Genomic DNA, 10,831 nt, shown 5'->3' with positions numbered 1-10,831 from the left:
GCGCGTGCCCATGCCGGCCGACTTCTTCGGCCAGATTGGCGTGCTGAGCGCGCACGCGGCAGGCTTCAATCCCTGGGCCGTTGCGACGACGGCCGCGGCCGTGACCGTGCTGCTGCTCTGGCCCAAGAACATCGGGCAGCAGGCCCTGAGCGGCGTGCGGCGCTGGATGGCGCTGCTGCCCAGCACCGTCATCGCGCTCGCGGGCGCGACGCTGGCCACCGCGCTGCTGGACCTGCCGCTGGAAACCATCGGCAGCCGTTTCGGTGGCATTCCGCGCAGCCTGCCAGCGCTGGCCTGGCCGGACGCGAGCTGGGAGGGCCTGCGCCAGCTCGTCATCCCGACATTGACTTTGGCGCTGCTCGGCGCCATCGAGTCACTGCTCTGCGCCCGCGTGGCCGACAAGCTCACGCCTGACCTGCCCCGCCATGACCCCAACCAGGAGCTGATGGCGCAGGGCATCGCCAACCTGGTGGCGCCGCTGTTCGGCGGCATGCCGGCCACCGGCACCATCGCCCGCACGGTGACCAACATCCGTGCCGGCGCGACCAGCCCGGTCGCCGGCATCGTGCATGCGCTGAGCCTGCTGATCATCCTGCTCGTGGCCGCGCCGCTGGCCGTGCATGTGCCCCTCGCGGCCTTGGCCGGCATCCTGCTCGTCGTCGCCTGGAACATGGGCGACTGGCACGAGTTCGCACGACTGCGGCGATTCAACTTCACCTACCGCACGCTGCTCGTCGGCACTTTCACGCTGACCGTCGTGACCGACCTGACCGTGGCGGTGGAGGTGGGCCTGATCGCGTCCTGCGTGTTCTTCGTCTGGCGCATGGGCCAGCTGTTCACGATCAGCCGCTTCGACGCAGGCGTCCTGCCCGAGGGCGTGGTGGCCTACGAGCTCTATGGCGCCCTGTTCTTTGGCGCGGTTGGCAAGATCGAGGCGCTGGCCGAGCAGCTGCCCGCTGGCACGCGGGCCATCGTCTTCGAGATGCACCGACTGATCGTCATGGACACCTCGGGCATGGAGGCCCTGCGCGAACTGCACCGCACGCTGGCCAAGCGCAGCGTCGCCCTGGTGCTCRCCAACATCAACGCCCAGCCCCTGGATCTGCTGCGCCGCTCCGGTCTGGCGGCCGAATTGGGCGACGCCGCCATCGTGCCCAGCATCGCCGATCTAAAATCAGCCCCTTAGTCAAAGAGACCCCCATGCCGCTGTTCTGGAAGCCCTACAAGTCCGAAGTCACGAACTTCATTGAGCAACTCAAGGCCCAGCGCCCCACGCTGGAGGCCGAACAGCGCGCCGGCCGTGCCCTGCTGTGGGACAAGGAGCAGGACCGCAACGCCCAGGCCGGTTTCGACGACGCCCGCGTGCCGCAGCAGCCCTACGTCTATCAAACGTCCGGCAAGTAAGCGTTGACGGCCATGGCTGAGGAATCCAGCCAAGCCGCGTCTGACCTTCCCGAGGTGGTCGACGCGGTCGCAGTGGCGCGCCTGTACGGCGAGCCGCTGTTCCAGATGCCGCTGGACCTCTACATCCCGCCGGATGCGCTGGAAGTCTTCCTTGAGGCCTTCCAGGGCCCGCTGGACCTGCTGCTGTACCTCATCCGCAAGCAGAACTTCAACATCCTCGACATCCCGCTGGCCGACGTGACCCGCCAGTACCTGAGCTATGTCGAGCAGATCCGCAAGCACAACCTCGAGCTGGCCAGCGAATACCTCTTGATGGCCGCGATGCTGATCGAGATCAAGTCGCGCATGCTGCTGCCGCCCAAGAAGAGCGAGGATGGCAAGGAAGCCGAGGATCCGCGCGCCGAGCTGGTGCGGCGCCTGCTGGAGTACGAGCAGATGAAGCTCGCCGCCGCGCGGCTGGACCGCCTGCCGCAGTTGGGTCGCGACTTCCTGCGCGCCCAGGTCCACATCGAGCAGTCGCTGACGCCCCACTTCCCCGACGTCAACACCGACGATCTGCGCGAGGCCTGGCTCGATATCCTCAAGCGTGCCAAGCTCAACCAGCACCACAAGATCAGCCGCGAGCAGCTGTCGGTGCGCGAGCACATGAGCATCGTGCTGCGCCGCCTGCAGGGCCAGCGCTTCGTCGAGTTCGAGGCCCTGTTCGACGTCACGCGCGGCCAGGCCGTCATCGTCGTCACCTTCATCGCGATGCTGGAGCTGGCCAAGGAGCGCCTGCTGGAGATCACGCAGGCCGAGGCGTTCGCGCCGATCTATGTGCGCTTGGCCTACTCGGCCAACTGATCAACGTCCGCGCAGCTTCTGCACCACCGTCACGGCAGCCAGCACCAGTGCGCCGGCGACGACGCCGATCAGTGCATTGGCACCGTTCTCCAGTACCGCTGACACCAGCCACGCCTGGCCCTCTGCAAGATGGGCAATGGCGTGATGCAGCGGCGCAATGCCATGCACGAGGATGCCGCCGCCGACGAGGAACATCGCCGCCGTGCCCAGCACCGTCAGCAGCTTCATCAACTGCGGCGCAGCGGCCAGCAGGAAGCGGCCGAGGGCCTGCGCTGCGGCGCCCGCCTTGCGCGACAGCCACAGCCCCGCGTCGTCCATCTTGACGATGCCGGCCACGAAGCCATAGACGCCCACCGTCATCGCGATCGACACGGCCACCAGCACGGCCAGCTGGGTCTGCAGCGGCGCGCTGGCCACGGTGCCCAGGGCGATGACGATGATCTCGGCGGACAGGATGAAGTCGGTGCGGATGGCGCCCTTGACCTTGTCGCGCTCGAAGGTGGCCATGTCTACCTGCGGGTCGGCGATGGCCTTGACCAGATCGTCGTGGTGGGCCTTGTCCTCTTCGGGGCTGTGCAGAAACTTGTGCGCGAGCTTCTCGAAGCCCTCGAAGCACAAATACGCACCTCCCAGCATCAATAACGGCGTGATGGCCCAAGGCAGGACAGCCGAGATGGCCAAGGCCGCAGGCACCAGGATGGCCTTATTGAGCAGCGAACCCTTGGCCACCGCCCAGACGACCGGCAGTTCGCGATCGGCATTGACGCCGGTGACCTGCTGGGCGTTGAGCGCCAGGTCGTCGCCCAGCACGCCGGCGGTCTTCGTGGCGGCGACCTTGGTCATGGTCGCCACGTCGTCAAGGATGGTGGCGATGTCGTCGAGCAGGACGAGCAGGCTGGAGGCCATGGGGCAGGCGATGCGGTCGTTGGAACGGCCGCGATGCTATCCGCTCAGCGGTAATGCCGAGCGAGGCTCTCCGCCACGCAGACGGGTTTGGCCACACCTTCCGCCTCGATGGCGACCTCCACCGTCAACTGCACCGCGCCACCGGCCACCGGGTCCATGGCCAGCAGCTTGAAGCCGGCGCGCAGCCGGCTGCCCACCGGCACCGGCTTCGTGAAGCGCACCTTGTTGAGGCCGTAGTTCAGCACCATGCGCGACTCGCGTACCGAGAAGCCGGTCTCAAAAAAATACGGGATCAGCGACAGCGTCAGGAAGCCATGTGCGATCGGCCCGCCGAAAGGCCCTGACTTGGCACGCTCGGGGTCGACGTGGATCCACTGCCTGTCCTCGGTCGCCTCGGCAAACGCGTTCACGCGCGCCTGGTCGACGGTGATCCAGTCGCTGTGGCCCAGGGGCTGGCTGATCAGGGATTCGAGATCGGCAAGGGTGTCGAAGTGGCGCATGCAGGGTGACGCAAGGTGGCGGGTGTGCCACTACGTTAACCTCGCGCGCCCTGATCGACCGTAGCCCACGCGACACCACCGTTCCATGCACATTCTGTTGATCGAGGACGACCTCGGCTTGGGGCCTGCGCTGCAGGCCGCGCTGTGCACCGAAGGGCACAGCAGCACCTGGCTGCGGCGCGCCAACGACGCGCCCCGGCAGCTCGACCCCGCCGCGCAGGACGCCGTGCTGCTGGACCAGACCCTGCCCGACGGCGACGGCCGCGCCTTGCTGACACGCTGGCGCCGCCAGGGCAGCGCAGTGCCAGTCATCGTCATCACCGCACGCACCACGCTGGAGGACCGCCTCGCCGGCTTCGACGGCGGCGCCGACGACTATGTGGTCAAGCCCTTCGAGATGCCCGAACTGATGGCGCGCCTGCGCTCGGTGCTGCGGCGCTGCGCCCAGCAGGCCAGCGACGAGTGGACGCTGGGCGGCCTGACGATCGAGCCGCGTCGCCAGCGGGTGCTGCTGGAGGGCGCTGAGCTGGCGCTGTCGCCGCGCGAATATCAGCTGCTGCTGGAACTGGCACGCGAACGCGGCGGTGTGGTCGCCAAGCACCAGCTCGCGCAACGCCTGGCGCCGCTGGGCGAGCCGATGGAGTTCGGCACGCTGGAGGTGCACCTGGCCAACCTGCGCCGCAAGGTGGGCGCGGCCCGCATCGGCACGCTGCGCGGCGTGGGCTACTGGCTCGAATGTGCATGAAGTTCGAATGGCTGCAACCCACGCTGACGCGCCGRCTCATCCTCGCGCTGTTGCTCGCCTTCACGCTGTGCTCGGTGCTGCTGCTGGTGGACGACCAGCTCGATGTCCAGCACCAGTTGGCCACCGACCCGGGTGTGCGCCAGCTGGGCCGGCAGCTCGCCGCGGGGCTGGAAGAGATCGACGATCCCGCGCTGGCTGCCCGGGTGCTCGATGGCCACACGCGCTACATCAACGGGCTGCGCATGGGGCAGACCATGACGACAGGCCCGCTGCTGATGCAGTTGCTGGACCGTCAAGGCCGACAGGTCTACGCGTCGGCACCCGGCGATGCCATTGCCAAGCCGGGCGTCGGCGAGCAGACCATCGCCGGCCGGACGCACTGGACCTACCGCCAGGACGGGCCGCGCTGGTCGCTGCGGCTGGCCGAGCCGGCGTTGTCGCGCGCCCAGTTGCTCGGCTTTGCCAGCGGCGCGCTGGGCATGCAGCTGCTGGTGGGCTTCCCGTTGATGCTGCTGCCGCTGTGGATCGCCGTCTACACGGGCCTGGCGCCGCTGCGCCGCTTTGCTCGCCGGCTGAACAGCCTGGACCTGCGGCAGGACCTGGCACCGCTGGACGTGGACCTGCACTACCGTGAGCTGCGCCCGCTGGGTCAGGCCTTCGACGCACTGCTGAGCCGCCTGAGCAGGCGCCGCGCGCGTGAACGCGCCTTTGTGCACGAGGCGGCGCACGAGCTGCGCACGCCGCTGGCCGTCGTCGCCACGCAGACCCACGCCCTCGTACACGCAGCTGATGCCGACGCACGCACCACTGCCGCCGCCGGGCTGCAACAAGCCATCGCACGCAGCGCCCACCTGTCGCGCCAGCTGCTGGACCTGGCCAGCCTCGACAACGAGCAGCCCGCCGCGCCGGTCGCCCTCGACCTCGCGCATTTCTGCGCGCAGCGACTGGCCGAGCAGGCGGGCGCCGCACGCGAGCGCGGCATTGCGCTGGCGCTAGACGCGCCGGACCAGCTGCCGGTACGCCTGGACACCGTGGCCTTGCAGTCCTTGCTGCAGAACCTGCTCGACAACGCATTGCGCTACGTGGGCCGCGGCCGCCGCATCGAGGTCAGTCTCGACGTCACGCCCGACGGCCTGCGGCTGGCTGTTGCCGATGACGGCCCGGGCATTGCGCCCGCCGACCGCCCTCAGGCCTTCGAGCGCTTCTGGCGCGGCGCCGGGCATGACGTGCAGGGCAGCGGGCTGGGCCTGGCCATCGTGGCGCGGGCTGCCGACCGACTGGGTGGCCAGGTCACGCTGGGCGACGGCCTCACGTGGCCCGACGGCAGTGGTTGCGGTGCGCGCTTCGAACTTCGGTTGCCGGCCATCGTCTTGGGCATTCCTTAAGCCACGGCTTTCAACAATGGCCCGGTCCTTTCCACCACCGACCGGAGCCTTGTTTGAAAGCTGTGCTGTTCCTCACCGTTGCCGCGCTGGCCGCTCTGCCCGCGCATGCCGCCGACCCCTACGTCGGCTTCAACCTCACTACTCCCGGCGAGGCGAACTTCAGCATCAACGGCCATGACGTGGCCAACGACAACAAGCCGCATGCGATGAAGCTGTACACCGGGCTGCGGTTCACGCCCACCTGGGCGGCCGAGCTGGGCTACGGCGCCTTCGGCAGCTACCACGCGGCCGACCCCACGCCAGGTTCCTCCTACCAGCTGAAGATGTCCACAAGCGTCGCCTACCTGGCCGCACGGGCCACCACCCCGCTCGGCGATTCCTTCGCACTCTTCGGCAAGGTCGGCCTGGCCGTGAACCGGCTCAAGGCCAGCGACTCGCTGGGCCACACCGATCGCGAGTCCTTCGTGCGGCCCATGTTCGGCAGCGGCCTGGAGTGGAAGCTCGCACCGCAGGTGTCCGCCACCGTCGAATACAACCGCTACGGTTCGCGCCGCAGCGACGGCGACCGCTTCACGCAGCAGAAGGCCGAGGTGGGTCTGGCCTTCAAGTTCTAGGAGCCTGCGCGGCAGCGGGCATAGCCCGCGTTGAGCCTGGCAAAGGTGCAGGCAAGGCGCGAGGAGGCCGCGGGCCCCCGCCCGCAACGACGAGCAACGCCGCATGCGCCCTTGCCAGGCTCAACCCGGAGGGCCGGGGYGATTTGCGGGGTCATGCGGCGTTGCCGGCTCGTTATGGGTCGCGACCCACGCCTCGCCAGCGCCTTGCCTGTCCCCGCAACTCACCCCGGCGCGGGCTATGCCCGCTGCCGCACAGGCTCCCGCGAGCAGTTAACCTCGCGGGCCATGCCTGACAGTACCGCCCGCGACATCCTCGTCCTCGCCGCCCACCCCGACCTGGCCCGCTCCCATGCGACCCGCACGCTGCTCGATGCGCTGCGTGCCTCGCCTGCGGTCGACCGGGTCGAGCTGCGTGACCTCTACCGCCTCTATCCGGACTTCCACATCCACGTCGACGCCGAACAACGCGCCCTCGAAGCCGCCAAGCTGGTCGTCATGCTGCATCCCATCTACTGGTACAGCATGCCGGCACTGCAGAAGCTCTGGCTGGACGAGGTGCCGCGCCTGGGCTGGGCCTATGGGCCCGGCGGCACGGCCCTGCATGGCAAGGACTTCTGGCTGGTCGCCTCCACCGGCGGCGGTGCCGAGGCCTATGCGCCGGGCGGCCACAACCATCACCCCATCGACGAGTTCCTGCTGCCTTACCGGCAGTCGGCCCACACCTGCGGCATGAACTACCTGCCGCCGCAGATCCTGCAAGGCGCCCACCGCGTGACGGACGCCGAGATCACCGCCCATGCCGAGCTGTTCGTGAAGCGGCTGGCGCACTACCCCGAGTGGTGCGAGCACCTCGCCGAGCCGGCCATCGGCGACGAGGAGGCCGTTGCTCTGGACGAGCGGCCACCGTTGTTCTCTACGTTGGATGCCGGGAGCGACGAATGAGCCACGGCAATTGGCTGCAACTGCCCCTCGTGTTCCTGGCCGCCGCCGTGCTGGCGGTGCCGCTGGCGCGCTGGGCACGCCTGGGCTCCATCCTCGGCTATCTCGTCGCCGGCCTGCTGATCGGCCCGGCCGTGCTCGGGCTGATCCCTGAATCCACGGCCATCCCCGAGGTCGCCGAGCTCGGCGTGGTGCTGATGCTCTTTCTCGTCGGCCTGGAGCTGGAGCCCAAGCGGCTGTGGGCGATGCGCCGGCCCATCTTCGGCTGGGGCAGCGTACAGCTGCTGGGCTGCGCGGCGGCGCTTGCTGTGGTGGGCCTCGCGTTGGGCTACCCGTGGCGGCTGACCGTCGTCGTCAGCCTGGGCCTGGCGATGTCGTCCACCGCCGTGGCGCTGGCCGTGCTGGCCGAGCGCAACCTCGGCCGCACGACGGCGGGCGAGAGCATCCTGTCGGTTGCGTTGCTGCAGGACATCGCCGCCATTCCCGTGCTGGCGTTGGTGCCAGTGCTGGCGCTCAGCGGCGCAGCAGACGACAGCGACGGCAAGACCTGGCTGGCGGCGGGCAAGGCCCTGGGCGCCATCATCGTCATCGTCTTTGGCGGTCGCCTGTTGCTGCGGCCCGCGCTGCGCTGGATTGCCCACAGCAAGACACCCGAGATCTTCACCGCCGCGGCCCTGCTGCTGGTGCTGGGAACGGCGGCGCTGATGCAACTCGTCGGCCTGTCCATGGCGCTGGGCGCCTTCCTGGCCGGCGTGCTGCTGGCCGAAAGCGAATACCGCCGCGAGCTGGAGACCGACCTGGAGCCCTTCAAGGGCCTGCTGCTCGGCCTGTTCTTCATCGCCGTCGGCATGGGGCTGGACTTGAAGGCCGTCGCCGCCCAGCCGGGCTTTGTGGCCCTGCTGGTGCTGGCCCTGCTGGGCTGCAAGATCTTCGTGCTGGTGGCCATGTCCAAGGCGATGAAGATCCCGCTGGTCGAGCGGCCCGCCTTCGTCATCCTGCTGGCCCAGGGCGGCGAGTTCGGCTTCGTCGTCTTCCAGCTCGCCCAGAGCGAGGGCATGATCAGCGCGGCGCAGAACTCGGCCCTGGTGGCGGCCGTGGCGTTGTCGCTGGCGCTGACGCCGCTGCTGCTGACCGGCGGCGACCGGCTGATGTCGCAGAAGCTCGCCCGCCGCGGCCTCAAGAAGCGCGCCGAAGCTACGCCGCCACCGCCCTCGCCCATCATCATTGCCGGCAGTGGCCGCTACGGTCAGGTCGTCGCCCGCATGCTGCGCGCCAATGGGCTGGAGGCCACGGTGCTGGACCACGACTCCGAGGCCATCGAGAGCCTGCGTCGCTTCGACTGGACGGTCTACTACGGCGACGCGACACGGCTGGACATGCTCAAGACCGCCGGGGCGGCAACGGGGCGCATCCTCGTCATCGCCATCGACGACATCGCGCAGAGCGTCGAGATTGCCGAGCTGGCGCGCGAGCATTTCCCGCAGCTCACCGTCGTGGCCCGCGCACGCAATGTGCAGCACTACTACCAGCTGCATGAAGCCGGCGTGCGCCACATCGAGCGCGAGACCTTCGACGCCGCGCTGATGAGCGCGCGCAGCGTGCTGGAGCTGACCGGCATGGAGCCGCACGCCGCACGCCGCCAGGCCATGCGCTTCCGGCGCCACAACATCGACGTGCTCAACACCATGGTGCCGCTGCAGGGTGACGAGGGCGCGCTGATCGCCGCTGCCCGGCTGGGCCGCCAGCAGTTCGAGCAGTTGATCGCCGCCGAGCGCGAGGCCGAGGACGCGCACCGCAAGGCCCAGCGTGGCGGCTGGGACAGGCAGGACGCCGCACCGCCTCTTTGAGGGCAGGGTTTGAAGGTGCGCGGCGACAATCGAGTCATGTTCGCCCCATCCCAGCTCGAAGTCCGGCGCTTCTTCTGCGCCACCTACCGCAAGTGGCGCGACGGCGCGCCGTTGATCCCGATGGAAGCCCTTGCAGCGGACTGGATCGCCGAGCATCCGGAGTACCACTCCGATCTCGCCGACGAAGCCGCAGCGCTGGAGAAGGTCTACACGGTGGAGGAAGGGCGCACCAACCCCTTCCTGCATCTGTCCATGCATCTGACCATCACCGAGCAACACGCCATCGACCAGCCCTCGGGCATCCGCCAGGCCATCGACCTGCTGGCTGCCAAGCGCAATTCCCGCCACGAGGCCCACCATGTCGCCATGGAAGCCCTGGGGGAAATGGTGTGGGCGTCCCAGCGAAGCGGCTTGCCGCCGGATGGACACGCCTATCTGGACAAGGTGCGCCAGGCGGCTACCCGCTGAGCCCGGTCAGCATCGGAATAAATTCGATATTTTTCCGGCACAACAGCTTATTCAGGTCGTTGATTGTTTTCCTTTTCTGAACGACGCATTGCTCCGCTCCTGGTGTTTCTACTGAGCCTGACTGCCTAGAGTTCAGCCCATGGACACCGCGGTCGCGATGCCCAAGCAAACCAGGCGGAACGCCCCGCCACGGAACTTGAAGGAAATCATCATGAGCAAGCTGTCTACCGTCTTTGCCGCCGCCCTGCTGATCGCTGCCGGCGCCGCCTCCGCACAAACAACCCGCGAATCCGTCATCGCCGACCTCGTGGCCGCCCGCAACAGCGGCGAACTGGCTGCCCTCCAAGGTGAGAAGGGTGTCGAAGCGACGACGCCGGCCACCGCCAAGGCTGCCGCCGTCGCAACCGTCAAGCTGCCCCGTCAGGCCATCCTGACGGTCAGGGCGACCGACCTGCAGGTCGAACAGACCGCAGCGCTGGCCGCCGACCATGGCGAGAACGCCGCTCGCGAGCTGGGCGATTTCCCGGCCCCGGTCGTGCGCCGCACCACTGCCCTGGCAGCCAAGTAAGCGGAGCCCGCGCAATGACAAGCGGCCCCCCAGGGCCGCTTTTCTTTGCCTGCTCGGGCCGAACGGGCACAAAAAAGCCACCTCGCGAGGTGGCTTGTTTCGTTTGGGGCGCGATCAGGCCTGGTAGCTGCCGCCGCCGACGCTGCGGCGCTCGGCCTTGCCGCCAGCGCCATACAGGCCGGTGGGTTCGCTCGGGATCAGCACGTCCAGCGCACGATCCAGCGAAGCATTGCCGCGGGCCAGGGCTTCGCGCTGGGCGGCCAGCAGGCCGCCGGCACGCACAAGGCGGTTGCGCAGGGCGCTGGGCACGCTGCCGGTGCGGGCGGCTTCGCTGAAGTTCTGCACGGCGCGGGCCAGGTGCTGGTGCAGCTCGGCGGCATGCTGTTCGATGGCCGTCGCGTCGCGGCGGGCCAGCGCATCACCGAGCTGGTTCAGCGCAGCCTCGACAGCCAGCAGAGGCTGTTCGAGTTCGGTGCCGAGGGTGGACGGAGCGATGGCGGTCATGGTTCAGTGCTTATTGACGCGGCTGTCCAGCAATTCTTGCGCATTTGAGACCAGCTTGTCGGCGATGGCGTTCGCGTTGACCGTGAACTTACCCTCACTGATGGCCTT

The 10,831-nt window shown here is 68.5% G+C and carries 13 protein-coding genes; 10 read left to right on the top strand and 3 right to left on the bottom strand.

The window, feature by feature from the left end:
- The 3 genes from ACXJKR_RS14330 to ACXJKR_RS14320 form a co-directional block, all read left to right on the top strand.
- A partial coding sequence (locus ACXJKR_RS14330) for a SulP family inorganic anion transporter (protein WP_457323401.1) occupies positions 1 to 1,186 on the top strand: 1,186 nt, incomplete at its 5' end.
- A gap of 14 nt (positions 1,187 to 1,200) precedes the next feature.
- Entirely contained in the window at positions 1,201 to 1,404 is a 204-nt protein-coding gene (locus ACXJKR_RS14325; protein WP_056199099.1) for a DUF3460 family protein, read from the top strand.
- A 12-nt stretch (positions 1,405 to 1,416) separates the two neighbouring features.
- Positions 1,417 to 2,247, top strand: coding sequence for a segregation and condensation protein A (locus ACXJKR_RS14320; RefSeq protein ID WP_056199739.1), 831 nt, complete (start codon positions 1,417 to 1,419; stop codon positions 2,245 to 2,247).
- Here the strand turns inward: ACXJKR_RS14320 and ACXJKR_RS14315 are convergent, their stop codons facing one another.
- Positions 2,248 to 3,153, bottom strand: a complete 906-nt coding sequence (locus ACXJKR_RS14315) for a DUF808 domain-containing protein (RefSeq protein ID WP_457323400.1) — start codon at positions 3,151 to 3,153, stop codon at positions 2,248 to 2,250.
- Positions 3,154 to 3,197: 44 nt separating this feature from the next.
- The gene (locus ACXJKR_RS14310; protein ID WP_457323399.1) at positions 3,198 to 3,653 is read right to left on the bottom strand and encodes a MaoC family dehydratase; all 456 of its coding nucleotides are present in this window, start codon (positions 3,651 to 3,653) and stop codon (positions 3,198 to 3,200) included.
- Between the two features lie 85 nt (positions 3,654 to 3,738).
- On the opposite strand from ACXJKR_RS14310, the gene ACXJKR_RS14305 reads away from it, so the two are divergent.
- From ACXJKR_RS14305 to ACXJKR_RS14275, 7 genes are all read left to right on the top strand, one after another.
- Positions 3,739 to 4,398 carry a response regulator gene (locus ACXJKR_RS14305; protein ID WP_056199107.1) on the top strand — a complete coding sequence of 220 codons (660 nt, stop codon included), beginning with the start codon at positions 3,739 to 3,741 and terminating at the stop codon, positions 4,396 to 4,398.
- Entirely contained in the window at positions 4,395 to 5,783 is a 1,389-nt protein-coding gene (locus ACXJKR_RS14300; protein WP_457323398.1) for a sensor histidine kinase, read from the top strand. Before ACXJKR_RS14305 ends, ACXJKR_RS14300 begins: the two co-directional genes overlap by 4 nt.
- Positions 5,784 to 5,845: 62 nt before the next feature.
- Positions 5,846 to 6,397, top strand: a complete 552-nt coding sequence (locus ACXJKR_RS14295) for an outer membrane beta-barrel protein (protein WP_457323402.1) — start codon at positions 5,846 to 5,848, stop codon at positions 6,395 to 6,397.
- A 285-nt stretch (positions 6,398 to 6,682) separates the two neighbouring features.
- The gene (kefF, locus tag ACXJKR_RS14290) at positions 6,683 to 7,339 is read left to right on the top strand and encodes a glutathione-regulated potassium-efflux system oxidoreductase KefF (protein WP_082532748.1); all 657 of its coding nucleotides are present in this window, start codon (positions 6,683 to 6,685) and stop codon (positions 7,337 to 7,339) included.
- Positions 7,336 to 9,183 carry a glutathione-regulated potassium-efflux system protein KefC gene (kefC, locus tag ACXJKR_RS14285; RefSeq protein ID WP_457323397.1) on the top strand — a complete coding sequence of 616 codons (1,848 nt, stop codon included), beginning with the start codon at positions 7,336 to 7,338 and terminating at the stop codon, positions 9,181 to 9,183. The genes kefF and kefC overlap by 4 nt, the downstream gene beginning before the upstream one ends.
- A 36-nt stretch (positions 9,184 to 9,219) precedes the next feature.
- A complete protein-coding gene (locus ACXJKR_RS14280; protein ID WP_457323396.1) occupies positions 9,220 to 9,651 on the top strand; it encodes a DUF1841 family protein in 432 nt (143 codons plus the stop codon).
- A 211-nt stretch (positions 9,652 to 9,862) separates the two neighbouring features.
- On the top strand, positions 9,863 to 10,219 hold the full coding sequence (locus tag ACXJKR_RS14275) for a hypothetical protein (RefSeq protein ID WP_457323395.1): 357 nt from the start codon (positions 9,863 to 9,865) through the stop codon (positions 10,217 to 10,219).
- Between the two features lie 114 nt (positions 10,220 to 10,333).
- Here the strand turns inward: ACXJKR_RS14275 and ACXJKR_RS14270 are convergent, their stop codons facing one another.
- Positions 10,334 to 10,723, bottom strand: a complete 390-nt coding sequence (locus ACXJKR_RS14270) for a hypothetical protein (RefSeq protein WP_056199123.1) — start codon at positions 10,721 to 10,723, stop codon at positions 10,334 to 10,336.
- Between the last annotated feature and the right edge of the window lie 108 nt (positions 10,724 to 10,831).

The organism is Roseateles sp. P5_E11 (genome assembly GCF_054049355.1).
Note: the sequence above shows the minus strand (reverse complement) of the source record. Positions and strands in the feature narration are given on the sequence as shown.